General features: G+C 70.9%; 31 protein-coding genes and 1 tRNA gene. 30 read left to right on the top strand and 2 right to left on the bottom strand.

What is annotated here, in order from left to right; all coding sequences use genetic code 11:
* Nucleotides 1-464: 464 nt before the first annotated feature.
* Entirely contained in the window at nucleotides 465-737 is a 273-nt protein-coding gene (locus QC029_RS25535) for a MerR family transcriptional regulator (protein ID WP_279558150.1), read from the top strand.
* Here the strand turns inward: QC029_RS25535 and xerC are convergent, their stop codons facing one another.
* Nucleotides 738-2,342, bottom strand: coding sequence for a tyrosine recombinase XerC (xerC, locus tag QC029_RS25530; RefSeq protein ID WP_279558149.1), 1,605 nt, complete (start codon nucleotides 2,340-2,342; stop codon nucleotides 738-740).
* 186 nt (nucleotides 2,343-2,528) lie between these two features.
* Between xerC and QC029_RS25525 the strand changes: the two genes are divergently transcribed.
* A complete protein-coding gene (locus QC029_RS25525) occupies nucleotides 2,529-2,870 on the top strand; it encodes a hypothetical protein (RefSeq protein ID WP_279558148.1) in 342 nt (113 codons plus the stop codon).
* A gap of 110 nt (nucleotides 2,871-2,980) precedes the next feature.
* Here the strand turns inward: QC029_RS25525 and QC029_RS25520 are convergent, their stop codons facing one another.
* Nucleotides 2,981-3,865, bottom strand: a complete 885-nt coding sequence (locus tag QC029_RS25520) for a helix-turn-helix domain-containing protein (protein WP_279558147.1) — start codon at nucleotides 3,863-3,865, stop codon at nucleotides 2,981-2,983.
* A gap of 91 nt (nucleotides 3,866-3,956) precedes the next feature.
* Here QC029_RS25520 and QC029_RS25515 point away from each other — a divergent pair, with 91 nt between their 5' ends.
* The 28 genes from QC029_RS25515 (at nucleotide 3,957) to QC029_RS25380 (ending at nucleotide 24,775) form a co-directional block, all read left to right on the top strand.
* The gene (locus QC029_RS25515) at nucleotides 3,957-4,199 is read left to right on the top strand and encodes a helix-turn-helix domain-containing protein (RefSeq protein WP_279558146.1); all 243 of its coding nucleotides are present in this window, start codon (nucleotides 3,957-3,959) and stop codon (nucleotides 4,197-4,199) included.
* A complete protein-coding gene (locus tag QC029_RS25510; RefSeq protein ID WP_279558145.1) occupies nucleotides 4,196-4,477 on the top strand; it encodes a DNA-binding protein in 282 nt (93 codons plus the stop codon). Before QC029_RS25515 ends, QC029_RS25510 begins: the two co-directional genes overlap by 4 nt.
* A 56-nt stretch (nucleotides 4,478-4,533) precedes the next feature.
* The gene (locus tag QC029_RS25505; protein WP_279558144.1) at nucleotides 4,534-5,562 is read left to right on the top strand and encodes a hypothetical protein; all 1,029 of its coding nucleotides are present in this window, start codon (nucleotides 4,534-4,536) and stop codon (nucleotides 5,560-5,562) included.
* Entirely contained in the window at nucleotides 5,559-5,822 is a 264-nt protein-coding gene (locus tag QC029_RS25500) for a hypothetical protein (protein WP_279558143.1), read from the top strand. The genes QC029_RS25505 and QC029_RS25500 overlap by 4 nt, the downstream gene beginning before the upstream one ends.
* Entirely contained in the window at nucleotides 5,819-8,479 is a 2,661-nt protein-coding gene (locus QC029_RS25495) for a bifunctional DNA primase/polymerase (RefSeq protein WP_279558142.1), read from the top strand. The genes QC029_RS25500 and QC029_RS25495 overlap by 4 nt, the downstream gene beginning before the upstream one ends.
* A gap of 351 nt (nucleotides 8,480-8,830) precedes the next feature.
* Entirely contained in the window at nucleotides 8,831-10,432 is a 1,602-nt protein-coding gene (locus QC029_RS25490; protein WP_279558141.1) for a DEAD/DEAH box helicase, read from the top strand.
* A gap of 68 nt (nucleotides 10,433-10,500) precedes the next feature.
* Nucleotides 10,501-10,812 carry a hypothetical protein gene (locus QC029_RS25485; protein ID WP_279558140.1) on the top strand — a complete coding sequence of 104 codons (312 nt, stop codon included), beginning with the start codon at nucleotides 10,501-10,503 and terminating at the stop codon, nucleotides 10,810-10,812.
* Nucleotides 10,813-10,868: 56 nt separating this feature from the next.
* Entirely contained in the window at nucleotides 10,869-11,507 is a 639-nt protein-coding gene (locus tag QC029_RS25480) for a hypothetical protein (protein ID WP_279558139.1), read from the top strand.
* Between the two features lie 2 nt (nucleotides 11,508-11,509).
* Nucleotides 11,510-11,704, top strand: a complete 195-nt coding sequence (locus tag QC029_RS25475; protein ID WP_279558152.1) for a hypothetical protein — start codon at nucleotides 11,510-11,512, stop codon at nucleotides 11,702-11,704.
* 306 nt (nucleotides 11,705-12,010) lie between these two features.
* Nucleotides 12,011-12,083 (top strand) — tRNA-Val (locus QC029_RS25470).
* 168 nt (nucleotides 12,084-12,251) lie between these two features.
* Nucleotides 12,252-12,695, top strand: a complete 444-nt coding sequence (locus QC029_RS25465) for a hypothetical protein (protein WP_279558138.1) — start codon at nucleotides 12,252-12,254, stop codon at nucleotides 12,693-12,695.
* Entirely contained in the window at nucleotides 12,674-13,024 is a 351-nt protein-coding gene (locus tag QC029_RS25460; RefSeq protein ID WP_279558137.1) for a hypothetical protein, read from the top strand. The genes QC029_RS25465 and QC029_RS25460 overlap by 22 nt, the downstream gene beginning before the upstream one ends.
* A 521-nt stretch (nucleotides 13,025-13,545) precedes the next feature.
* On the top strand, nucleotides 13,546-14,016 hold the full coding sequence (locus QC029_RS25455) for a hypothetical protein (RefSeq protein ID WP_279558136.1): 471 nt from the start codon (nucleotides 13,546-13,548) through the stop codon (nucleotides 14,014-14,016).
* A complete protein-coding gene (locus QC029_RS25450; RefSeq protein ID WP_279558135.1) occupies nucleotides 14,000-15,625 on the top strand; it encodes a hypothetical protein in 1,626 nt (541 codons plus the stop codon). The genes QC029_RS25455 and QC029_RS25450 overlap by 17 nt, the downstream gene beginning before the upstream one ends.
* Nucleotides 15,626-15,641: 16 nt before the next feature.
* Nucleotides 15,642-17,138 (top strand): phage portal protein, encoded by a 1,497-nt coding sequence (locus QC029_RS25445; protein WP_279558134.1) that lies wholly within the window; start codon nucleotides 15,642-15,644, stop codon nucleotides 17,136-17,138.
* Nucleotides 17,135-18,091 carry a hypothetical protein gene (locus tag QC029_RS25440; RefSeq protein ID WP_279558133.1) on the top strand — a complete coding sequence of 319 codons (957 nt, stop codon included), beginning with the start codon at nucleotides 17,135-17,137 and terminating at the stop codon, nucleotides 18,089-18,091. Before QC029_RS25445 ends, QC029_RS25440 begins: the two co-directional genes overlap by 4 nt.
* 44 nt (nucleotides 18,092-18,135) lie before the next feature.
* Nucleotides 18,136-18,894: a hypothetical protein gene (locus tag QC029_RS25435; protein ID WP_279558132.1), complete on the top strand. Its 759-nt coding sequence runs from the start codon at nucleotides 18,136-18,138 to the stop codon at nucleotides 18,892-18,894.
* A gap of 19 nt (nucleotides 18,895-18,913) precedes the next feature.
* Complete coding sequence (locus QC029_RS25430) at nucleotides 18,914-19,765, top strand: P22 phage major capsid protein family protein (protein WP_279558131.1); 852 nt, start codon at nucleotides 18,914-18,916, stop codon at nucleotides 19,763-19,765.
* Nucleotides 19,765-19,989, top strand: a complete 225-nt coding sequence (locus tag QC029_RS25425; RefSeq protein ID WP_279558130.1) for a hypothetical protein — start codon at nucleotides 19,765-19,767, stop codon at nucleotides 19,987-19,989. Before QC029_RS25430 ends, QC029_RS25425 begins: the two co-directional genes overlap by 1 nt.
* A gap of 12 nt (nucleotides 19,990-20,001) precedes the next feature.
* The gene (locus QC029_RS25420) at nucleotides 20,002-20,598 is read left to right on the top strand and encodes a hypothetical protein (RefSeq protein WP_279558129.1); all 597 of its coding nucleotides are present in this window, start codon (nucleotides 20,002-20,004) and stop codon (nucleotides 20,596-20,598) included.
* Nucleotides 20,595-20,927: a phage head closure protein gene (locus QC029_RS25415; RefSeq protein ID WP_279558128.1), complete on the top strand. Its 333-nt coding sequence runs from the start codon at nucleotides 20,595-20,597 to the stop codon at nucleotides 20,925-20,927. The genes QC029_RS25420 and QC029_RS25415 overlap by 4 nt, the downstream gene beginning before the upstream one ends.
* Before the next feature lie 11 nt (nucleotides 20,928-20,938).
* A complete protein-coding gene (locus QC029_RS25410; RefSeq protein ID WP_279558127.1) occupies nucleotides 20,939-21,304 on the top strand; it encodes an HK97-gp10 family putative phage morphogenesis protein in 366 nt (121 codons plus the stop codon).
* Nucleotides 21,305-21,308: 4 nt separating this feature from the next.
* Complete coding sequence (locus QC029_RS25405) at nucleotides 21,309-21,713, top strand: DUF3168 domain-containing protein (protein ID WP_279558126.1); 405 nt, start codon at nucleotides 21,309-21,311, stop codon at nucleotides 21,711-21,713.
* 8 nt (nucleotides 21,714-21,721) lie between these two features.
* The gene (locus tag QC029_RS25400) at nucleotides 21,722-22,144 is read left to right on the top strand and encodes a phage tail tube protein (protein WP_279558125.1); all 423 of its coding nucleotides are present in this window, start codon (nucleotides 21,722-21,724) and stop codon (nucleotides 22,142-22,144) included.
* Between the two features lies 1 nt (nucleotide 22,145).
* Nucleotides 22,146-22,373 (top strand): hypothetical protein, encoded by a 228-nt coding sequence (locus QC029_RS25395; protein ID WP_279558124.1) that lies wholly within the window; start codon nucleotides 22,146-22,148, stop codon nucleotides 22,371-22,373.
* Nucleotides 22,370-22,741, top strand: a complete 372-nt coding sequence (locus QC029_RS25390) for a hypothetical protein (protein ID WP_279558123.1) — start codon at nucleotides 22,370-22,372, stop codon at nucleotides 22,739-22,741. The genes QC029_RS25395 and QC029_RS25390 overlap by 4 nt, the downstream gene beginning before the upstream one ends.
* A gap of 56 nt (nucleotides 22,742-22,797) precedes the next feature.
* Complete coding sequence (locus QC029_RS25385; RefSeq protein WP_279558122.1) at nucleotides 22,798-23,073, top strand: hypothetical protein; 276 nt, start codon at nucleotides 22,798-22,800, stop codon at nucleotides 23,071-23,073.
* A 43-nt stretch (nucleotides 23,074-23,116) separates the two neighbouring features.
* Nucleotides 23,117-24,775 (top strand): hypothetical protein, encoded by a 1,659-nt coding sequence (locus tag QC029_RS25380; RefSeq protein WP_279558121.1) that lies wholly within the window; start codon nucleotides 23,117-23,119, stop codon nucleotides 24,773-24,775.
* Nucleotides 24,776-24,786 lie beyond the last annotated feature (11 nt).

Genomic DNA, 24,786 nt, shown 5'->3' with positions numbered 1-24,786 from the left:
GCGGTAGGCCGTGTGGGACTCGAACCCACAACCAATGGATTAAAAGTCTGCGAGCCTCAGCTACCGTCCCGTTTCACCCAGTTCCGGCGAGTGCCGCCCAGTGCCGGACGCTGCCGGTTCTCGCAGCTCAGGGCATCTGCCCTCCTGCTGTCTCGTGCCGTCCTGTCCGCCTACCGCCGAACCGTTCCGGAGCGTTCGGGCCAGCAGCGGGCCAGCAGAAAGGCCCCCACCACCTGCGGTGATGAGGGCCCGACCAGCTCCCTCCATGGTACCGCGATACCACTCTTGGAGCTGGCAATCGCCCCTGGAGCGGGCCGATCTCGGCAGGCGCCCTTGAGGCTTGCCAAGACCCGCTGTTTAGCGTCAACATGGTGCTGACGGAACACGTGTGTCATGAACCACCCAAGACCCCCGAACGAATCGTTCGGGGGTCTCGCCGTTCCCGGCCAAGGAAGGTGCACCGCATGTCCGATGTCGACATCCTTCTCACTGGCACCGAAGCTGCTGCCCTCGCCACCAAGTGGCGGCGCATAGTCACCGGTGACCCCGCTGCCCGCGTCACTCTCTCTGCGATTTCTAAGTGGCGTCAGCGCGGCCACCTCGCCCCCACCGACCTCGACGCCGCCGGCCGCCCGCTGTACCACTCCCTGGACCTCGCCCGCGCCGAACGCCGCACCCGCTCGCGCGCCCTCCGCCTGCTCGGCATCTCTGACACCACCCACGGAAGCCGTGCGTGATCACCTAGCGCTGTTCTCTTCCCCCGTCTGAACGTCTTGCTCGTCCTCGGCCTTCCTCCGCGCCCGGGGCACCAGCGCGGCCGCCGCGTTGGCGATCTCCTTGTCGACCTCCCGCAGCAGCGAGGTGTACGTGTCACCGGCCAGCGTGATCGTGGAGTGCCGCAGCGTCTCCTTGATCGCATGCAGGTCGCCGCCGCCCGCATGGATCAGCGTCGCCGCGACGTGCCGCAGGTCCCGCAGGTTGATCGGCGGCAGCTCCGCCTCCCGGCAGATGCGGCGGAAGGTATCCGACACCGTCTCCGGGTGCAGCCAGCTCCCGTCCTCGGCGACGAAGACCTTGCCCGTGTCCACCCAGTCGCCGGCCTTCTCCCCGGCCGCGCGCTTGCGGGCCGCCTCCGCATTCCAGGCGTCCCGCTCGGCCAGCTGCCGCGCGCGGTGCTGCCGCAGCACCTCCACCGTCACGTCGTCCAGCGCGATCGTCCCCGCGGACCCGTCCGTCTTCGGCGCCGTCTCCAGCATCGTCCAGCCGTCGACCACGATCTCCTTCGCCACGGTCAGCAGACCGCGCTCGAGGTCCACGTTCGCCCAGTCCTGGCCGACGCCCTCGCCCCGACGCAGCCCGCGGAACGCGATCAGATGGAAGAAGGCGTACAGCCGGTCGCCCTCGGCCGCGTCGAGGAACGCACCAACCTGGGCAGGGGTCCACACCATCACCGGGCTCGGCTTCTCGCCGGTCTGCCGCCAGCGGGCCACGTGCTCCTCGGTCCACAGCACGGCCTTCGGCCGGCGCCCGGACTCCATCTCGACGTGCGCGGCCGGGTTGAAGGTGATGAGCTGCCGGGCGATCGCGGCGTTGAGCGCGGCTCGCAGCGTGGAGCGGATCCGCTGCTTGGTCGCGGCCGACGTCGTGCGGCGGTACGGCGGCATCTCCGCGAGCTTGGCCCGCTCGGCGGCCAGCCGCGCGCGGTGCATGGCCGGCGGCGCCCCGGGTCTGCCCCACTTGCAGCGCTGCTCCTGGGCGCGGCGGGCAGCGTTCTCCGCGGCGATGGTCTCGTTGCGCTCGTCGATGGCGTCGAAGAACTCCACCAGGTGGCCGACGTTGAGGCGGTCCAGGCGGTGGTGGCCGAGGCCGGGCAGGAGGTGGACGCGGATGTGGGAGTCGTAGCCGCGGTTGGTCGTGGCCCTGGTCTTCTTCGACGCGCGCCACACCTCTAGCCACTCGCCCACGGTCATGCGCCCGTCCAGGGGTACGCCCACACCGAGGCGCCGGGACACCTCGGCGGGTTCGGGTATCGGTGCACGACGGCGGGCGATGTCGGCGAGGAGGTCGCCGACGCGGCGCTGCTCGTCTTCGTCGTCGCCGGGCAGGTCGAGGATGGCGCGCAGCCGGTCAAGGTCGGTCTGCGCGTCCTTCACCGAGTCGTAGCCGGTGCGGCGGAAGGCGCGGCGTCTGCCGTCGGCGTCGGGCGGCAGCTCCTGGCGGACGGCGGGCCGGCCGTGGGAACGCTTGGTGAGCTGGGGGCAGGCGGCGCCGAGGAGCTTGCCGTCCGGGCCGCGGCACTCACACCGCTTCGTGACACCTCCACCACGGCGGGATACAGGCACCGGTCCCCCTTCCGACGACACAGTCTTGCCACCTCGACTGTTCCATATGAACGCACCATATGGGGCGTTGACCACTAGACACCGCAAGAGCTCTTAGCGCATACTCCCTGCCAGCGGCACAGGTGTGCCCGCGTCCAGTTCAAGCCTCGCTGATGCGGGGCTTTTTGCATGCTTGGGGAGGTTCTGGTGTCTGCGGACTACGACCCGGTCGGGGGCTGGTACATAGAGGACTGGCTCACGGCGGCAGAGGCTGCTGAAGTAGCCACGAAGTGGCGGCGCTGGCTTACAGCAGGGGCATCCGCCGTGACCGTCTCCACCATCCGCTCTTGGGTAGCCCGCGGCCACCTCAAGGTCACGGGCCTGGATGAGAGAGGAACGCAGCTGTTCAAGCGCAAGGACCTCGCACGCGCAGAACACGCTACGCGCGGGCGAGCGCTGCGCCTGGCAGGGCTACCGGAGGACCTCCTTCAACGAAGGATCCAGGCGGCCCGCGCAGCACAGGACAGAGACGAGAAGCAGGAGGGGTGACTGTCGGAGGCTGCCACTACTCTGCAACGACGAAGGCCGGACTCATTACGGGTGAGTCCGGCCTTCGCCTGTCCATCTCAGGCGCCCAGCCTCCAGCACCTGCGCTCCCTCTACTCCTCGCGGTCGTCTTCTTCTGGCGGTTCAGGCGGTTCGATAAATTCGTAACCTCTACTCTGCATAATCTTGATCACTTCTTCCGCCACTCGCATAGAGAAAGCCGAGATAGCGGCCTCCCGTTGACCCTCTGGCAGCCTTCTGAGGATTTTCAGTTCATCGCTGACGGGTTCCGCGTTCCGCTGCTTACTCCTCTCCATCTCGGCCTTGATCCTCGCCGTATGCTTCCGAGTCTTCGCCGCCTCAGCCCTCGCCTTGGCTGACTCCGCCCGGAGCTTCATCGCTTCAGCCCTGACCTTCTCCGCCTCGGTCTTGCCTTGCAGTACGGCCTTCCACGCAGTGCGGAGGCCGGGACCACTGCTCGGCCGCTCGGCTGAATCTTCGGGCGCTACCCACTCTGGCCCGTACTCCCAGCGCGGGGGGACCCACCCAAGTTGCGCAACTTCCTCCACGATCCGCCCTACCCGCTCTTCATGCTCAGGCGGAGGGTCCACCCCCAGCACGCATTTCAAGAACTCGATCACCGGGAATCCCAGTGCATGCCGCTTACTCTCCTCGGCTACTGAGATTTCGCCTGGGAGATTCTCCTCTGGTGGCATCAGAAAGTAGGAGAATGGCAAGTCGAAGATTTGACAGAAAGCCGTGATTTCGTCTGCATCGAAGTTCCTCGGGCGCCCCCCCTGCCACGCTCGCTCAGCAGCGCTGACGCTCGCATTCGACCAAGCTCGCCCGGTGTACTTCCCGAGCTTCTCTCCGAGGTCCTGCTGCGTCCAGCCGCGAGTGCGGCGGGCGCGGAGCAGGTTGTAAGAGACGAGCTGATTCGGCGTGGGGGGCGCCGGCTCCCCTGCGGGGAGGGGCTGAAACAGCTGGTTCAGGGACATGCGCCAACCGTAGACCAGGAGTCAACGAGATGTGAAGTCACACCTTCGGGTTTGGTTGACTCTGAGCCACCACACGCCTACCGTTCAACGCATGCAGAAGTCCTCAACCGCAAGGTTGAACCCTCCGCCCCTGCGCGCTCTGCGCACGAAGAAGGGGTTGAGCCTGCGGTCCGTAGCCCAGCGCTCCGGCATCGACCCGGGGCACCTGTCCAAGGTCGAGCGTGGCGAGAAGCAGCTCTCCGTTGAGTCCCTGCACCGCCTTGCGGTGGTGCTGGACATCCGGGATCTGGCAGCCGTCCTCGACCCCTACGTACCGGATCAGGAGTCGTCATGACGACGAGCGTCCCCGCACTCTCCACCGAAGAGGTCCTCGCTCTGCCAGCGATCGTGCCCGTCTGGCCCACGGTCGGCCAGGCATACGGCATAAGCCGGACAACCACCTACGAACTAGCCCGCGCCGACGCCCTCCCGGTCCCCGTGATCCGGGTCGGCCGCCAGTTCCGGGCCCGCCGAGTCGACCTCCTGAAGTCGCTCGGCATCACGGACGGCGCCGGGGTTGCCGCCCCGACGCCGCCCAACGAGAACGACCCGATCCACACCAGCGCCAACTAGCACAAGAGCGGCGTCGGGGTTGCCGCCCCGACGCCGCCCGGAAAGGACACGTCCTCATGGCCATTATGCCCACGACGTCAACGCCGACGTCACCCCAGGCGGACCAGCCCATCCCCTACACCCTCACCGAGCCCACGGACACACCGACAGCCGTGGGGAGCCAGGCGTCCCCCCTCCACGCCCTCACGGTCGCGCACAACCTGCGTCTGGTCACCGCCGACGGGCCCAACGCCGCCGCCCTCACCACCGCCATCCTGGTGGACGGCAACACGCTCATCGTCCCGGCCGGCCAGGACCCCGCAACTACCTTCGCTCAGGCCAGCGAGGCCCTCGCCCGCCGGACGACCGTCTGCCCCGACGGGCACGCCTGGTGCACCGGCAACCCGCGCGACCACTCCGACCCCCGCGAGCACGTCCACAGCAGCCCCGAGCACACCGCCAGCGGGCATTACGGCAAGGACATCCTCGGCTTCCACCTCACCCAGCTCGACGACGACCAGCCGCGCCTCGCCTTCGTCGGCGACGGAAGCTGGGCCGAGCTCGACTTGGAGCAGACCGACCAGCTCATCGCCGACCTGACCAAGCACCTCGCCAAGCTCAAGGCCACTCGCAACCAGCTCGCCGCCCTCACCCAGAAGCCCGCCGAGCCCGGCACCTGGACCATCACCCTCCACGGCGGCGGCCAGATCACCGGCCACCAGCCCACCTGGTGCACCGAGCAGCACGACGCCCACGACCTCGACCCGGACCGGGTGCGCCTGGCCCTGACCGACCTCACCCACGTCACCTACTTCGACGGCATGCCGATCAAGGTGCACGTCCCCGGCCACGCCGCCGACGGCAAGGCCGGCCTCTACGAGGAGAACGTCCTCGGCGGGAACATCACCGCCAACCCCTACAGCGACACCCCCGCCCGGCGGCAGCCCGTCGTGAACCTGGAGGTCGTCGAGAACTTCTGGATGGAGAACCTCGGCCCCGACCAGCTCGCCGACGTCGTCGCCAAGCTGCGCCAGCAGGCCGACCGGCTGGACCACGTCCACGCCCAGCTCGTTCAGGCCCGCGCCGAGTGGGCGGCCCAGCAGTGACCCACCGCTCGACGTACACCGCGGTGGCCGGGGCCCAGCGCCCCGGCCACCCGGCCGCACACCGCCAGCAGACCGTCACCGGCGCGCTGTACGTGGACCTCGGGGACGGCGGCAGGCCGCCCCGCGCCCGCTACGAGTGCCTGCTCTGCCGCACCACCGAAGGGCCCGTGAAGGGCGTGAACGACGTCACCGCGTTCACCGCCACCATCCGGGCCGACCACCGCGCGCGCTGCGCCGTCCTCCAGGAGCACCGTTCGTGAGCGACGCACCCATCCAGGACATGCGGGCCGCCGCCCGCGAGCTCCACGACGCCGGGCTGTGCGTCCTGCCCATCAAGGCCGACGGCAGTAAGGCCGCCGACGTCCGCAGCTGGACCCCCTACAAGGTCAACCGCTCCACCCCCGAGGAACACGACCGCTGGTTCGACGGCGCCCGCCCCCGCGGTATCGCCGTCGTCTACGGCGCCGTCTCCGGCAACGTCGAGATGATCGAGTTCGAGGGTCACGCCATCGCCGACGGTGTCCTCGGCGAGGTCACTGACATCATGGAGGCGTCCGGCCTCGGCGAGGAATGGCGGGGCATCCTCACCGGCTGGGCCACCGAGTCCCCCTCCGGCGGCCGCCACTTCCGGGTGCGCGTCGACGGCGCGCCCGTGCCCGGCAACACCAAGCTGGCCAGCAGGCTCGCCCGCGAAGACGAGTACACCCCCGAGGAGCGGCAGCGGCTGGCGGAGAAGCCCGGTGCCAGGATCGTGCGCGTCCAGATCGAGACGCGCGGCGAAGGCGGATACGGCCTGGTCGAGCCGTCCGGTGGCACCGTCCACGCCTCCGGCAAGTCCTACGTCCGGATCGCCGGAGGACCCGCCACCATCCCGACCCTGGACGCCGAGGTCATGGAGGCCATCCGCGGGGTCTGCCGGATGGTCGACACCTTGCCCAAGCCGGAGACCCCGAAGACCGCGCCGCGGGACCTGCGCCCCCTGCCCGATGGCGGCGTCCGCCCGGGCGAGGACTACGAGGCGCGCACCGACTGGGCTGACATCCTCCAGCCCGAGGGCTGGACGTTCGTCTACCAACACGGGCAGACCCGCTACTGGCGGCGCCCCGGGAAGGACCGGGGGGTCTCCGCCACCACCGGCCGCGCCGCCGACCGCGACCGGCTGTACGTCTTCACCACCGGCACCGAGTTCACCGCCGAAGCTCCGTACACCAAGTTCGGCGCCTACGCGCTGCTACACCACGGCGGCAACCACAAGCAGGCCGCCGCCGAACTGCGCCGCCGCGGCTACGGCTCCGAGCCGCCCCGCCGCCGCCTGAACGTCGTCCCCGCCCAGGCCGGGCCGTTCAACGACGGCTCCTCCGCGCTGGCCCCGGACGACGTGCCCGACCTGGAGGCGTTCGAGGGCGACGGCCCGGACCTGCGAGTCGTCAGCGGCCGGCCCGAGCTCGACATCACCAACGAGGCCGACGCCCTCGACGGCGTCCTGCAGCTCATGAGGGACGGTCGCCTGCCCGACCTCTACAAGCGGGCCAGCGGCCCGTGCTGGGTCCACCAAGACGACAACGGCAACCCCGTGATGCAGCAGCTGGGCACCGACAACCTCCGCGCATACCTCGCCGACCACGTCACCAGCTACGTGGTGAAACGCGATCCCCTCACCGAGGGCCTGGTCGAGGAGCGCGAGCTGTTCATGCCCAAGACCTGCGGCACCGTCCTCGGCCGCAAGGACTGGCCACTGCCGCCGCTGCGCGGCATCGTCACCTCGCCCGTCATCCGGCCCGACGGCACGCTGCTCCAGGCGCCCGGCTACGACCAGGCCACCGGCCTGTACCTCCAGCCGCGCGTCCCCCTGCGCCGCCTCCAGCCGCAGGTCACCGCCGACAGCCTGGGCCGGGCGAAGGACATCGTCCTGAACCAGATGCTCGCCGACTTCCCCTGGGCGCAGGAGTCGGACCGCGCGCACTTCCTCGGCGCGCTGCTCACCCCGATCGTGCGCCCGTACTTCCACGGGCCCACGCCCATGTTCCTCATCACCGCGACCGCCCCGGGCAGCGGCAAGAGCCTGCTGAAGGACATCCTCAAGTACGCCTACGGCACCGCGGAGACGGCCTGGCCCGAGAACGACACCGAGCTGCGCAAGAGCATCACCACCCAGCTCTACACCACCGGGCAGCCCGTCGTCGTCCTCGACAACCTGCCCAACGGGTTCGTCATCAAGAGCCCCGTCCTGTCCTCCCTGCTCACCAGCGAGCACTGGGGCGACCGCGTCCTCGGCGCCACCGCCTCCGTGAGCATGCCGAACGACCGCCTGTGGATCCTCACCGGCAACGGCCTGCGCACCGGCGGAGACAACGGGCGCCGCGCCATGTGGGTCCGGCTGGACCCCAACTGCCCTGACCCTGACCAGCGCGACGGCTTCCGCGTCGGCGACCTGCGGCCCTGGCTGCGCGGCAACGCCTCCACGGTCGTCGCCGCCCTGGTCACGATGGTCCGCGCGTGGCTGGCCGACGGCGGCGCCACCATCCGCACCCGCAAGGGCGACTACTCCGAGTGGGCCAGCCTCATGGCCGGCCTGCTGGACTTCCTCGGCGTGCCCGGCTGGATGGCGGACCGCAGCGACGCCGCCCAGCAGGACGACGAACTGCTGGAGTGGATCGGCTTCCTCACCGCCTGGCGCGACAAGCTCGGCGACGAGCCCGTAAGCACCGGCGCCATCCTCGCGGCCGTGCCCGAGCAGGTGCCTCGCCACCCGAAGACCGGCGACCTGCCGACGGTCAACGCCCTGGGCAAGTGGCTCAAGGCCCGGGACGGGCGCTACTTCGGCACCCTCAAGGCCGTCCGCGTCTGGAACCCGGCCAAGTGCCAGAACACCTGGCGCGTCGAAGCGCACCAGGGCAACGGACGAGTCGGCCGGTGAAGACGACCCGCGCAGGGAGTGCAGGGAGTGGCAGGGAGTCGAAAAGCCCCTTCCTGCCACTCCCTGCACGGGCCCTGAGCTGCGCCGATGCAGGGAGACAGGGAGTTGCAGGGAGTGATCCCTACCTCCTCTATCCCACACGCGTCACATACGTATCGCGCATCACGCATCTACGTGCATGCATCACCAAGGCGATCCAGCTCTCTCACTGCGTAGAGCCGTATCACTCCCTGTACTCCCTGTCTCCCTGCAAAACCGCAGGTCGAAGCACACCCGGAGTGCTCTCCCACTCCCTGCAGCACTCCCTGCAACTCCCTGCACTCCCTGCATCCACGAACTGAGGTGACCGCAATGCTCGACACGCTTCCCCTCCGCGACTACCAGGCCGCGGCCATCGACGCCCTCATCACCGGCTGGCAGAACGGCGGCTGTCGCCTCGCCGTCCTCCTCCCCACCGGCGCCGGCAAGACCGTCGTCTTCTCCCACCTCGCCGCCCGCATGTACCAGCACGGCATCCGCACCCTGGTCATCGCCCACCGCGACGAGCTGATCCAGCAGGCCGCCGCCAAGGTCCGGGCCGTCGCCCCGCACCTGCGGGTCGGCATCGTCAAGGCCGAGCACGACCAGCACCAGGACGTCGACGTCATCGTCGCCAGCATCCAGACGCTCGCCGTGACCAAGCGCCGCGCCGCCATCCGCGACATCGGCTTGGTCATCGTCGACGAAGCACACCACGCCGCCGCCCCCACCTACGTGGAGACGCTGCGGCACTTCGGATGCTTCGACCGCACCCCGGCGGCCGGGTTCACCGCCACCATGCAGCGCGAGCAGGGCGGCCTCGGCGAGGTGTGGGAGGACATCGTCTACTCCCGCGACATCCTGGAGATGATCGCCGACGGCTACCTGGTCGACGTCCGCGGCAAGGCCGTCCGTGTCGACGGCCTCTCCTTGGACTCCGTCCGCACCCGCGCCGGCGACCTCCAGGACGGCCAGCTCGCCCAGGCCCTCGACGACTCCGGCGCGGCCGACGTCGTCGCCGACGCCTACCTGGAGCACGCCGCCGACCGCCAGGGCGTGGTCTTCACCCCCACCGTGGACACCGCCAAGTCCATGGCCGACGTCCTCAACGCCCGCGGCCTCAGCTGCGCCACCGTGTGGGGCGACATGCCGAAGGACGAGCGCGCCGACACCCTCCGCCGGTACGCCGCCGGCGACATCCAGATCCTGTCCAACTGCATGGTCCTCACCGAGGGCTTCGACGCCCCCTGGGCGTCCTGCGCGGTGATCGCCCGCCCCACGAAGTCCGCCGCCCTGTACGTGCAGATGGTCGGCCGCGTCCTCCGCCCCTGGAAGGGCAAGCAGGACGCCCTCGTCCTGGACGTGATGGGCGCCTCCACCCGCCACAAGCTCGCGTCCCTGGTCGACCTGACCGGGTACGAGCTGGCCCCGCCGGAGGAAGGCGAGTCGCTCGCCGAGGCCGTGGCCCGAGAAGAGCACCAGTCCGCCCCCCGCGTCGCCGGCCGCAAGGTCGCCTGGGAGGACATCGACCTGTTCCACAACTCCTCGATCAAGTGGCTCCAGACCAACGGCGGCACCTGGTTCATCCCCGTCAGCAACGGCGAGTTCCTGTTCCTCACCCCCGGCGAAGACCCGCAGGGCTACCGCATCCGGCTGTGGGACCGGCAGCTCGGCGCCCGCGTCCCCAACCCGGACAACGAGTACCCGCTGGAGTTCGCCATGCGCTGGGCCGAGGTCTTCGCCCGGGCCCGCGCCCCGCAGCTCGCCAACAAGGCCGCGCGGTGGCGGTCCGCCCCGGCCTCGCCCAAGCAGCTCGCGGTCTGCCGCCGTCGCCGCATCCCCGTGCCGCCCGGCGCCACGGCCGGTGACGTGTCGGACCTGATGGACATCCGCTTCGCGTCCGAGCGCCTCGACCGGGTCCTGGCCGCGGCATGACGCAGAAGCTGGCCGGCCCCGCCGCTACCGGGGCCGGCCGCCCTCAGCACATCACGGAGGAGAAGCCCATGCCCGACATCACCAGCCCTGTCCCCGCTGAGCAGCCTCGGAATGCCCGCCAGGACCTCCTCGACGCCATCGACTATCCCTACGCCTACGGCGTCCTCGGCTACGAGACCCGCGAAGCCCTGGTCGACGCCTTCGTCCAGCAGCACGACAGCGAGCTGCGGGCCGAGCGCGACCAGCTCCGCGCCACCCTCGCGGACGTCCTCGCCAGGTTCGTCCACCGCACCCACCCCGGCCAGTCCTGCCTCCATACCGGCCACGTCCCCGTCGCCACCGTCGAACGCTGGCGCGCCACCCTCACCCCTCAGCAGTAGCCCACCTCGGCCCGGCCGCCCCCACCGGCCGGGGCCCGCAGCACCAGGAGAAGCCCATGACCATCTGCGGCCTGTGCGAGCGCGAGCTCCACACCGACGCCGCCGAGCACCACCTGTGCCCCGGCTGCACCAATGCCACCGCCGAACGCCTCGACCGGATGCCCAAGCTGTACGCCGCGCTGGCCGCGTTCCTCCACTCCACCGGCCGCCGCCCCGAACTCGGCCGCACCACGCCCGTGGAAGCCCCCATCCCCGTCTCCGAGCCCGCCCTCAGCCTCCGGGGCCCCGGCGGCATCGTCGGCGTCCTGGAGGACTGGCGCAGCGCCATGCAGCACGACCGCGGCTGGGGCCAGCCCGCCGCGACCGGAACCACCGAACGGCGCGTCACCGTCGCCGCCCGCGCCCTGAGCATGAACCTCGACTGGATCGCCGCGAGCTGGCCCATGGCCGGAGCGTTCGCCGAGGAGATCCGCGACCTGGAGCGCTCCGTCGTCTCCATCGTCAACCCGCCCGTGAAGACCACCCGCGTCGGCTACTGCCCCACCGTCGTGGGCGGCGAACAGTGCGGGGCCGTCCTCCGCGCCACCGCCGGCACCGCCCTCATCCGCTGCCGCTGGTGCGGCACCAGCTACCCGCCCGAGACCTGGCTCGCCCTCGCCGCGACCCTCCACGCCGATCCCACCGCCGCGAAGTGACCATGGAACCCCTGCACGTCCCGCCCGGCCGAATGAGCGCCCACCAGGTCGCCCAGCAGCTCGGCATCACCCTCGACGGCGTCCGCCAGCTCGTCCGCCGCGGCCACCTACACCGCGTCGGCGGAACCCCCCGCCAGCCCTGGTACGACACCGAGGAGGTCATCGCCCTGCACCAGGCCCGGCAGCGCCGCGCTTGACCAGCGGCATTACAGCGTGTCACGATCTTTCCGCAGACGTATGCCCGAAGGCCCCGCACCGCTCGCCGGTCCGGGGCCTTCGGCGTACCCAGAGGCTCCGCGCAGGGCAGGTACAACAGCAGGGGTGCTGCCCTGCCCTGCGCGGCCAAACCGGTCGTGCGGCGCCAGCGGCGCCCGCCGGGACCAGGTCGGGACCAGGGAACTGGACCCTCCCGCACCGCGGTGCCCGCACTAGGGAGATCACCGCGCGGGGACGGAGAGACCCCCGGGAGCGTGGCAGCCTCACAGACCGGTCGTGCCGCCCGTCGAGGCGTAGCTCAACAGCAGAGCACCAGCCTCACCCGCTGGACGGACCCGGGTGCAAATCCCGGCGCCTCACGGGGGCACGACCACCAAGCCACCCCGTAGGGACAGGAGTGGGTGCAGAAGGGGAGCAGGGCGGCGGCACCGGCTGTGAGGGCGGCCGGTGCCGCCACCGTGTCACAGCACAGCCACAGCACCGTCACACCGCCCGCGCCACACCGGCCCGTGCGACACCGTGCGCCCTATGCGCAGACACACCACCGCCCTCGCCGTGCTCGCCGCGGCCGCCACCCTCGCCCTCACCGGCTGCAGCACCAGCAGCAGCGGGGACGACAGCACCGCGCCGGCCACCGACACCAGCTCCCAGGCCGACCCGCAAGCCACTGAACGAGCCGTGCTGGAGAAGTCCGTCCGCGACTACACCCACGCCCTGTTTGGCGGCGACGGGCCCGCCGGATACAAGCTCGTCTCCAACCGCTGCAAGGAAGAGATCACCCCGGAGTCCTTCAACGCGATGGCCGACCAAGGCCACCACGAACACGGCCAACTGGAGATCAAGAACATCAGCGTGGACGAGATCTCCGGCAACCTCGCCCGCGTCTCCTACGGCGTAGGCGTGCCCCAGTTCGAGCGGGCGGCCCAGCCGTGGACCCGCGAGGACGGCACGTGGAAGTGGGACGCCTGCTGACCCACGCGCCCCGCACCGCCGGCCCCCGCCACACCCTGGCGGGGGCCGTCCCATACCCCGAGGAGGCCCCCATGCACCGCCCCACCCTCGTCAACGAGATCCGCGACCTGGCGCCCACCGAGGACGGCTGGGCCCAGCACGAACCCACCGGCCGGGCCTGCACCGTCTGCACCTGCGGACTGGACACCGGCTTCGTCGACAAGGCCGAGGCCAGCCGCGCCTACGCCGAGCACGCGCCCGCCGGCCAGATCGTCCGCATCACCCCGGACGCCAGCGGCGCGGACGAAGCCCTCGCCCGGTCCCTGAAGCAGCTCGGCAAGCTGGGCTGACCCATGCCCCGGCGAGCCATGCAGACCTGCCCCACCCCCGGCTGCCCCGAACTCACCCCGGGGGGGCGCTGCCAAGCCTGCGCCGCGAAGGCCAGGGGGGGGCGGAAACACCCAGGGGCCAAGGGATACGGCAGGGCCTGGCAACGCACCCGGGCCGCCTTCCTCGCCGCGCACCCCTACTGCGAGTGCGAAGAGTGCACCGCTCTCCCCGAGCTGTTCAGACCCCGCGCCACCGAGGTCAACCACCGTGACGGCCTCGGACCGCTCGGTCCCCGCGGCCACGACTGGACCAACCTGCAAGCGATGACCAAGTCGCACCACTCCCGGCACACAGCACGCGAGCAACCAGGCGGCTGGAACGACAGAGAGTGACCGCACCCTGGGGGTGGACCCCCTCAGGGGTAGGGGACGTCGAACGCCGGGGAGGGCTCCGAGAAGTTCGTCGGGTTCAAAGGTCCTTGATCGTCACGCAAGGTGACGGCAGCCAGTGCCGCGCAACGCGGCGTGGAGGAGTGATCGCTATGCCCCGAGGTGGCGCCCGTGTGGTGTCCGGCCCGCCGCCGGACCCGAACTCGCTCAAGCAGATGGCGCTCAAGGACGGGTGGTCGACGCTGCCGGCTGAGGGCCGCACCGGCCCGGCGCCGGAGTGGCCGCTGGTCAGCGCGCAGCCGCGTGAGCTGGAGCTGTGGGAATCCATGTGGTCTCGGCCGCAGGCGGTGGCGTGGGAGCGGCTGGGCCAGGAGATCGAGGTGGCGATGTTCTGCCGGAAGCTGGCAGAGGCGGAGTTGCCGAAGGCATCGGTGGAGTTGCAGAAGGTCGTCCGGCAGTACCTCGATTCGCTGGGCCTGTCGGTGCAGGGGATGCTGCGGAACCGGTGGCGGATCGCGGCCGCGGCGGCCGGACCGGAGCAGGCCGCCGCGGTGGCGCAGCCGAGGCGGCGCGCGTCAGCCCGTGACCGGCTGAAGGTCGTGCCCAGTGGCGAAGGGGCCTGACGCCGGGCCGGAGTTCGTTGTCGACTTTCCCACGCTGTGGATCGTGCCGGACTGGATCGAGGCGCACTGCCCGATCCCGGATGGGTTCCGCGCCGGCGAGGACCTGGAGCTGTACCCGTGGCAGCTGTGGTGCACCGTCAACCACTACCGGATACGGCCCAAGGCCCGCGTGGGCCAGCTCGCCCCCGCGTTCTTCTACCGCCGCTCGCAGATCGTGGCGCCGCAGAAGACCGGCAAGGGCCCGTGGACGGCGACGATCGTGCTGGCCGAGGCGTGCGGGCCGGTGGTGTTCGCCGGGTGGGCCACGGGCAGCGAGGTGTACCGGTGCGCGGACCACGGCTGCGAGTGCGGCTGGTGGCACGCCTACGAGCCGGGCGAGCCGATGGGCGTGCCGTGGCCGACGCCGCTGATTCAGCTCACCGCGTCCAGCGAGGACCAGGTCGACAACGTCTACCGGCCGCTGCGGAACATGGTGAAACGCGGCCCGCTGTCCGGGCTGCTGCGGGTGGGCGAGGAGTTCGTCCGGATTGGCGACGAGGGCCGCATCGACGTCGTGACGTCGTCGGCGCTGTCCCGGCTGGGTAACCCGATCACGTTCGCCGAGCAGGACGAGACGGGGACGTGGACGGCGGCGAACAAGCTGCGGCGGGTGGCGGAGACGCAGCGGCGCGGCGCGGCCGGTATGGGCGGCCGGACGATGGAGACCACCAACGCCTGGGATCCGTCCGAGGCGAGCGTGGCGCAGACGACGGCGGAGTCCCGGCGGCCGGACATCTTCCGGTACCACCCGCAGGCGCCGGCGTCGCTGTCCTACGGCGACAAGCGGCAGCGCCGGCGGATCCACCGCGTGGTGTACGCCGGGTCCGCGCACGTGGACCTGGACGCCATCGAGGCCGAGGCCGCGGAGCTGCTGGAGAAAGACCCCGCCCAGGCGGAGCGGTTCTTCGGCAACCGCGTGGTGTCGGGCACCTCGTCCTGGCTGGACGGCGAGGCGTGGGAGGCCCGTGCGAAGCCGCGGGCGGTACCGCCCGGTGCCCGTGTGGTGGGCGGCTTCGACGGCTCCGACATCGACGACCACACGGCCATCCGGCTGGAGACCATGGACGGTCACCAGTTCACGCCCACCTACGGGCCGGAGAAGCGGCCGTGCGTGTGGAACCCCGCCGACTTCGGCGGCCAGGTCCCGCGCCTGGAAGTCATGGCCGCGATGGACGAGGTCATGACCACCTACGACGTGGTCCGGCTGTATGCGGATCCGCCGTACTGGGAGACCGAGGTCGATACCTGGGCGGAGAAGCACGGCGAGAAGCGCGTGGTGCGCTGGTACACCCGCCGTGTGGTGCAGATGCACGCGGCGTGCGAGCGGCTGAAGACCGACGTCACGAAGAAGGACGCCACGTTCACGCACGACGGGTGTGAGATCACTGCCGCGCACGTGGCCAACGCCCGCTCGGCGGCCCGGCCCGGGGGCCGGTACGTGCTGACCAAGGCGTCCGAGGCGCAGAAGATCGACGCCTGTGTGACCAGCGTGCTGGCCCATGAGGCGTGGGGCGACGTCGTCGCCGCCGGGCTGGCGGTCAAGCAGACGTCCTACTACTACGGCGCGTGAGAAGGGGGTCGGATCCGTGGCTGATGAGAAGCAGGCGAAGGCCCTGGTGGAGCTGCTGGAGAAGGAGCTGCTGAACCGGTGCGACGACATCGACAAGCATCAGGCGTTCTACCGGGGTAAGCAGCCGCTGAAGTTCGCCTCGGACGAGTTCGCCAGGTACCACGGCGACCGTTACGAGGACTTCTCCGACAACTGGGTCCAGGTGGTTGCGGACTCGCCGGTGGAGCGGCTGACGGTGACCGGCATCAAGCCGGCCGGGATGGAGCGGGCCGACGCCGAGCTGTGGCGGGTGTGGCAGGCCAACGGGCTGGACGCCGACTCCCAGCTGGGGTTCCTCGGTGCGGTCATCGCCGCCCGCGCGTTCGCGCTGGTGTGGGGCGACCCGGACGACGACGACACCCCGGTGGTGACGTTCGAGGACGCCACCAGTTGCATCATCGCCTACGAGCCCGGATCCCGCCGCCGGCGGCGGGCGGCGCTGCGGCGCTGGCAGGACGGCGACAAGTACATGGCCGTGCTCTACCTGCCGGACGAGGTGTGGAAGTTCGAGCGGCCCGTCGAGCGGAAAGCCAAGTCCGAGGACATGGCCGCGGTCGACGAGGCGCTGAACGACTGGACACCGCGCGATCCGGAGAAGCTCAAGGAGCCGAACCCGCAGCCCAACCCGATGGGCGTGGTGCCGGTGGTGGAGCTGCTCAACAGGCCGATGCTGGTGGACGACCCCATCTCGGACGTGTCCGGGGTGATCGCCATGCAGAACGCGGTGAACCTGCTGTGGGCGCAGCTGTTCACCGCCTCCGACTACGCCGCGTTCCCGCAGCGGGTGGTGCTGGGCGCCGAGGTGCCGAAGATCCCGATCCTCAACGCCGCCGGCCAGATCGTCGGCGAGAAGCCGATGGACATGGAGCGGCTGGCCGCCGACCGGGTCGCGTTCTTCACTGGCGACAACGCCTCGATCGGGGAGTGGACGGCGGCCAACCTGGAGGCGTACACCGACGTCATCGAGGTCGCGGTCGGCCACATCGCCGCGCAGACCCGGACCCCCCAGCACTACCTCATCGGGCGCATGGCCAACCTGTCCGGGGACGCGCTGATCGCCGCCGAGACCGGTCTGGTCAAGCGGGTGGAGGAGAAGCAGACCTGGTACGGGCAGGCGCTGCGGGAGCTGTTCGCGCTGGTGGCGCTGGCGCGCGGCGAGGAGGAGCAGGCCAAGGTGGTGCGCGGCGGGCAACTGCTGTGGGCGGATGCGGAGTCCCGCTCCCATGCGCAGCTGGCCGACGCGCTGCTGAAGCTGCAGCAGATCGGCTTCCCCTTCGAGTGGCTCGCCCGCCGCTACGGGCTGACCCCGACGGAGGTCGCGGACGTGGTGCTGATGCGCGCGCGGGAGATGGAGATGGACCCGGTGGCCGCCGCCGCCGGGATGCTCGCCCGGCGGCCGCAGAACACCGCCGAGGGCGGCGAGGAGGACGAGCCCCGGGGCGAGGAGCCGGAACCGGCTGAGGGGGCGGCGTGAGCCCGTCTCCGGCCGCCGTCGACCACCAGCAGCAGCGGGCACAGCTCGCGGCGTCAACCGCCCGCGCCGCGCGGGAAGTGTGGGACCGCGTCGACCCCGAGGACCTGGAGCAGTCGTGGCTGGCGCTGCTGGCCGAGGTCATCGCGCTGATCACGGCCGGGCAGTTGACCGCGGCCCGGCAGGCCGACCCTTACCTGGGGCGGCTGCTGCCGGGCGAGCAGGCCGAGGGCGAGGTCAACGCGGCGGAGCTCGCCGGTGTGTCCGGTGACGGGCGGGGCCTGGCGGAGCTGCTGATGTATCCGGTGTACGTGACGCTGAACCGGCTCGCCCGGGGGTTCGCCCGGGCGGTGTCGATCGCGTCGGGGGCGGTGTTCCTCGAGCTGCTGGCCCGCACCCTGGTGGCGGACGCGGGCCGGGCCGCCGACCTGGTCGGGATGGCCGCCCGCCCCGGGATCACCTCCTACATCCGGGTGGTGGAACTGCCCGCGTGCGCGCGGTGCATCATCCTCGCCGGCCGCGAGTACGGGCTGTCCGAGGGGTTCGAGCGGCACCCGCAGTGCGACTGCACCATGGACCCGGTCACCCGCAGCCACGCCCCGGAGCCGGTCATGCCGGAGGACGTCTACGCGCGGATGACCGAGGCGCAGCGCCGCAAGGCGTTCGGCCAGGCCGCGATGGAGGCGATCGCGGACGGCGCGGACATCGGCCAGGTGGTCAACGCCCGCCGCGGCATGACCACCGCCACCGTGTACGGCCAGACGGTGCGCGCCACGACCGAGGGCACCACCCGGCGCGGTATCGCCGGCAGTCGGCGGCGCAGCTTCGAGCGGCGCCCCGGCGAGCGGTACTCCCGCGCCCGCGGTGTGCGGCTGATGCCCGAGGAGATCTACCGGCGGGCGTCCTCGCGCGAGGAGGCCATCGCGCTGCTGAAGAAGCACGCCTACATCGTCTGACCGCGCGCAACGCGCGGCCCACCCACCCGCAACGGGAGAACACGATGCACATGCACACCCTGCCCCGCCGCGCCCGCACGCGTCTGCTGCCGGGCTGGTTCCACCCCTACGCGGTCGGCCCGTGGTCGCCGCTGCTGTACGCCGACGGTGGCGAGGAGGACGGCGCCGCCCCCGGCGCCGAGGGGGAGGACGGCACCCCAGGCGACACCGAGCCCGAGGGCGAGGGCGAGGAGGGCGACCCCGAAGGGGCCGACGCCCTGGGCGACCCGGGCAAGAAGGCCCTGGCCTCCATGAAGGAGCGGCTCAAGACCGAGCGGGAGCGGCGCCGGGAGCTGGAACGCCAGCTCGCCGAGTCGGCCAAGCCCGCCGCCAAGGACGGCGAGGAGGCCGGCCCCGACGCCATCCGCCGGCAGGCCGAGTCCGAGGCGACCGCGCGGGCCAACGCCCGCATCGTCAAGGCAGAGGTCAAGGCCGCGGCCGCGAAGAAGCTCACCGACCCCGCCGACGCGCTGCGCTTCATCGACCTCGAGCAATTCGAGGTGGACGAGGACGGCGAGGTCGACGCCGAGGAGGTCGCCGACGCGATCGACGACCTCCTCAAGCGCAAGCCCTACCTGGCCGCGCAAAGCGGCACCAAGCGGTTCCAAGGGACCGCGGACTCCGGCGCCCGCAAGGGGAGTGGCCGGCCCTCCCAGCTCACCGAGGACGACGTCAAGCGCCTGTCCAAGGAGGGCAAGCACGCCGAGATCGTCAAGGCCCGCAGCGAGGGCCGCCTGGACGACTACCTCGGCCTGAACACCTGACCCCCTTACGGAGGAAACCATGGCCATCAGCGCCTTCAAGCCCGAGGTGTGGAACGCGGACCTGCTGGTCACGCTGGAGAAGTCCCTGGTGTACGCCGCCCCCGGCGTCGTCAACCGGGACTACGAGGGAGACATCTCCCAGTACGGCGACACCGTCCACATCACCACCCTGGCCGAGCCGACCATCGGCACCTACACCCCGCACACCGACATCACCATCGAGGACGTCGACGACACCGACTCCACCCTGACCATCGACCAGGCGAAGTACTTCGCGTTCGAGGTCGACGACGTGGAGAAGCGGCAGGCCCGCAACGGCGGTGCCGTCCTCACCGAGCAGGCCCGCAAGGCCGCGTACAAGCTCCGCGACACCGCCGACCAGTACGTGGCCGGGCTGATGGCTGCCGGAGTCGACGCCGGGAACCTGATCGCCGAGCAGACCCTGTCCACCGCCGCGGCCGCCTACGACCTGCTGGTGGACCTGGGCGTGCTGCTGGACGAGGCCAGCGTGCCCGAGGAGGGCCGCTGGGCCGTGGTGACCCCCGCGTTCCACGGGCTGCTGCGGAAGGACGACCGGTTCGTGTCCGCCGGTGACCCCGCCGCCGCGATGACCCGCGCCAACGGCCTGGTCGGCGAGGCCGCCGGGTTCTCCCTGCGCAAGTCCAACAACGCGCCCGACGGGCCGGGTGCGGGCGCGGGGAAGCTCATCATCGTCGGGTACTCCGGTGCGGCCACCTACGCCGAGCAGATCAACAACACCGAGGCGACCCGCAAGGAGAAGGGCTTCGCGGACATCGTGAAGGGCCTGCACCTGTACGGGTCCAAGGTCGTCCGCCCGACCGGCCTCGCGGCCGCCGACGTCATCATCTGATGCGCGCCGGCGACAAGCTCCGCTTCCGCGGCCCCGCCGGCGCCGAGTTCGTGGTGACGGTCGGGGCCGCGTTCGACCAGCGGACCATTCAGGCCCGGATCGACTCCGGCGAGTGGACTCCTATCGGGGAGAAGCGGCGGGCCCCGCGCAAGGCGGCGGCCAAGAGGACCGCGGCGAAGAAGACCACCAGCCCTCCCCCGGCCGATTCCGGCCCGGAGGAGTGAGAGGAGGCCACCGTGGCACTGGACCCGCTGGCGACGGTGGCAGACCTCACCGCCCGCGGCCTGACCGTGGACGCCTCGGAGACGGCGATCGCTGGCACCTGCCTGGACATCGCCTCCGCCCTGGTGCGGGAGGCCGCGGGCGTCCCCATCAGCCAGCTCACCTCCACCGTGGCGGTGGAAGGCGTGGCCTCACAGTGGCTCACCCTGCCCGGGGCGCCGGTCACCGACGTGTCCGCCGTCGCCATCGACGGCGAGACGGTCACCGACTGGCGGCTGCGCTCGGGGCGGCTGTGGCGCCGGGACGGGTGGTCGCACCGCTGGGAGCCGTCGGAGGTGGAGGCCACCTACACCCACGGCCTGGCCGAGGTCCCGGCCGACATCGTGGACATGGTGTGTCGCCTGGCCGCCGCCTCCCTGCTGGCGTTCCGCGACAGCGGGGCGGACGGCTCCTACCTGGGGGCCCGGGTGCCGATGCAGGAACGCATCGGCGACTACTCGGCCACCTACGCCTACGCCCAGCAGGCCGCCGAGAACGAGCTGCTGCCGCACCAGCGGCAGCAGCTACGGGCCCGGTTCGGCGGCGGCGCTGCGGTGGTGAGGTCCCGGTGAGCCGCGTCGGGCGGCTGCTGAACACCTCGGTGGAGGTGTGGCGCGCGACCCGCACACCAGACGGCATGGGCGGCTGGGAGGAGACGTGGGCGCAGACCGGCACGGTCCGGGCCCGCCTGTCCCAGCCGTCCGCGCGGGAGCGGGTGACCGCTGACCAGTCGCAGTCTCACCTGACGCACGTGGTGTACCTGGACCCGGGCGCGGACGTGCGCCGCGGCGACGAGCTGCGGCAGCCCGGCCGGGTCCTGGACGTCCTGGCGGTGTTCGAGCCGTCGGTGCCCGGCACCTATCTGCGCGCCGACTGCGAGGCGCGGCAGCCCACCACCTAAGGAGGTTCGTCATGGCTTCGTCTGTCACCGGCCTGCGGGGCGTGCTGGCCCGGCTCGGCCGTCTCCCAGCGGCCGCGCGGGAGGCCCGCGCGGAGACGCTGGAGTGGTGGGCCGAGACGGTGAAGGACGACGCGCAGGACCGCGCGCCGGAGCGCACCGGCCACCTGTCCGGGACGGTGGACAGCCGCGTCTACCAGGCCCAGGGCGTGGCCCGGGTGGGCGTATGGGAGCCGCGCGCGCTGGAGTACGCCCAGTACGTGGAGCAGGGCACGTCCTCCATGGAGGCCCAGCCCTATCTGGTGCCGGCGTTCTGGGCCGCGCGCGGCGAGGTCCCGAAGACGTACCGGCGCGCGTTCGCGCGGGCCATGCGGAGGTGACCCGGTGGCCACCGCCGTCCGGCCTCTGCTGACCGCCGTCTACGAGAAGCTGACCGCCAGCGCGGGCCTGATGGCGGCGGTGGCCGGGGTGTACGACGAAGTCCCCGAGAACGTGGCGTTCCCGTATGTCTCGGTCGGGCCGCTGATCGAGGCTCCGGACGACGTGCACGACCGGCAGGGCCTGGACGCCCTGCTGACGGTGCACGTGTGGTCCGACCAGCCCGGCAGTGCACAGGCCGCGGACATCTTCGCCGCGGTCGATGCGGCGCTGGACCGGCAGCCGCTGACGGTGGCCGGGTGGACGGTCGTGTCGGTCCGGCATGAGCAGCACCAGGTCCTGAAGGACTCGGACCCGTCGGTCCGGCACATCAACGCACAGTATCGGGTCCGCCTCGGGCGGGCCGACTAGGAGGGCACATGCCTGGCATCGACGCTTTCGGGATCGCTCTGCAGCGGTCCGACATGGTGGAGGCTTCCCCGACGTTCACCGCGATCGGGAACGTCACATCCGTGTCCGGCCCGGAGATCGAGCGGGAGACCTACGACGTCACCAGCCACGACTCCCCGGACAAGTGGCGGGAGTTCGTCGGCGGCCTGGTCGACGGCGGCGAGGTGACGCTGGAGATCAACTACGACCCGAGCCAGCACGACACCCTCATCGACGACTTCGCGGACACCGAGCCGCGCGACTACAAGCTGGTGTTCCCGCAGTCCCTGGGCACCTGGGACCTGACGCTGCTGCTGACCGGTTTCTCCCCGGAGGCACCGGTCGACGACAAGCTGACCGCCGAGCTCACCTTCAAGGTGACGGGCAAGCCCACCATCACCCCGGGAGCCTGACGTGGCAACGAGGCCCAGCCATATCGAGATCATCCGGCGCGATGGCCGCCTCCGTGTCCTGATCGACGGCAACGAGCTTCCGTGCCCCATCGCCCGTGCCGAACCGCTGGACGTCCCGGTCCACCCGGACGAGATGCCCTTGGTGCGGCTGACGCTGATAGCCGACACCGTCACCGTCACCAACACCCTGCACGACCAGGACGAAGAAGAGAGCGAGCGCCCCCAATGACGCAGTACCTGTCCGCCGAGGACATCCTGGGAGCCGACGACCTGAAGCCGCAGCCGGTGGCGGTGCCGGAGTGGGGCGGCACCGTCCTGGTGCGCGGCATGACCGGCACCGAACGGGACCGGTTCGAGGCGTCGGTGATGGACGACAAGCTGTCCGGCGTCGCCCGCGAGAAGCTGCTGGAGAACTACCGCGCCCGCCTGGCCGCCGCGTGCATGGTCGACGAGAGCGGCAAACGGATGTTCCGCTCCGACGCCGAGGCCCGGCGCCTGGGCGAGAAGTCCGGCATCGCCCTGGACCGGGTCGCCGAGGTCGCCTCCCGCCTGTCCGGGCTGTCGGACGACGACATGGAGGAGCTGACGGGAAACTGACCGGCCGGCCGGAGCGGGCGTTCTACTTCCGCTTGGCCGGCTTCCTCGGTATGCCCGTGCGCGAGCTGCTGGCTCGCGTCTCCTCCCGCGAGCTGACCGAGTGGATGGCCTACGAGCGGATCACCGGCCCGCTCGATACGCGCCTGCGGGGCGATATCAGCGCCGGGATCATCGCCGCGACCGTCGCCAACGCCGGCGGCGCAAAGCGCAAGCTCAAGCCCTCCGACTTCGTGCCCACCTGGTTCAAGCGGAAGAAGACCCCGCAGGAGATCTGGCAGGACGCCATGCGGGCGAACACCGCGCTCGGCGGCTCGGTCCGCACCAACACGTGACCACCAGAAGAAGAGGGGGTGCGGTGTGGCGACTCTCGCGTCCATGACCGTCCGCCTGGGCGTGGACACCAACCCGCTGGCCCGCGGGATGCGGCGCGCCACCGAGGCGCTGCACGGCTTCCACCGGGACGCCAACGGCCGCCTGCGCGACCTGCGGGGCCGGTTTGTCAGCGAAGGCGACGCGGCCGGCGCCGGGTTCGCCTCAGGGCTGCTGGCACGCGCCCGTGCCGGAACCGAGCGGATGGCCGGCATCGCGCAGACGATCGGCGGGCACCCCGCTTTCAAGGGCGCGGGCATCGCGTCGGCCCTGTCGTTCGTCGGCGCGTTCGCCGCGATCGGCACGTCCCTGCTGGGCGGGCTCGCCGTCATCAAGCTGTCCTACCAGCTCCTGAAGGACGAGCCCGCGGTGAAGAAGGCCGCGGAGCGGCTGAAGAAGACCGCCGGGAACGTGTTCAAGACCGCGGCGCAGCCGATGGCGAAGCCGCTGGAGGACGCTTTCAAGCGGGTGGAGAAGACCGTCAAGGACCTCCAGCCGGACATCGAGAAGATGTTCAAGAACGTCGCCGACTCTGGTGCGCTCAAGAGCCTGACCGACGGGCTGGACAAGTTCGCCAAGAACACCATGCCCGGCTTGAACAAGATGCTCGAAAAGGTCGGGCCGGTGTTCGAGGGCCTGGAAACCATGCTGGGGAAGATCGGCTCCGGCCTGTCCTCGTTCTTCGACTCCATGGGTGGCTCCGCCCCGGACTTGAAGGTCCTGCTGTCCGATATCGGGTCCTTGCTGCAGGGCATCTTGTGGTGGGCGGGCAAGTTCTTCGGGTTCTGGGCGAAGGTGTACGCCATCGTCCGCACCGGGGTCTCGAAGGTCATCGAAGCGTTCAAGTGGCTGTATGAGCAGGTCGCCGGGGAAGGCGGCGCGGTGCGCCGCATGGTGACGAGGGTGGTCGGCTGGATCACCGGTCTGCCCGGCCGCGTCATGGGCACGATCACCGGGTTCGTGCAGCGGATGCGGGCGAAGTGGACCAGCCTCGGTTCCGACACACGTGAGCGCACGAAGAACCTGGTGATCGGCGTGGTCGAGTGGTTGCGGTCGCTGCCCGGCCGGGCCTGGAGCGCGCTGTCGACGTTCGCCGGGAAGCTGCGCGACCGCGCCACCGAGGGCGGACGGAAGATGCTGTCCGCGGCAAAGACGAAGGCTGGGGAACTGCTGGCCTACATACGCGGCCTGCCCGGCAGGGCGAAGGATGCGCTGGGCAGTATCGGCTCGCGGCTGTACTCCTCGGGCCGGGCCCTGATCTCCGGATTCGTCAATGGGATCAAGTCGAAAGTCCAGCAGGTCCGCGATGCGGCCGCCGGCGTCGTGGACGCCGCCCGACAGTACTTCCCGTTCTCCCCCGCAAAGGAGGGACCGTTCTCCGGTAAGGGCTGGACGGCCTACTCCGGCGCCAGCCTGATCGACGGATTCGCCGAGGGCGTCGCACGGCGAGCACCGTTCCTGCGCAAGCAGGTCGGCGCGGCCCTGAGCGGGCTCCCGAACGCAGCAGTAGACGTGTCCCCCCCAGGAGTGGCCCGGGCGGAGATGCGGCGCGAGACCCGCCTGGTCGTCGACGTCACCGGCGGCGACGAGGACCTGGTGCGGCTGCTGCGCAAGTGGATCAAGCGGAACGGACGCAACGACGTCCAGTTCGCGCTCAGCGGCTGAGAGGAGAAGAC

The sequence above is a fragment of the Streptomyces sp. DH37 genome (genome assembly GCF_029813835.1).
Classification (GTDB): Bacteria; Actinomycetota; Actinomycetes; order Streptomycetales; family Streptomycetaceae; genus Streptomyces.
Note: the sequence above shows the minus strand (reverse complement) of the source record. Positions and strands in the feature narration are given on the sequence as shown.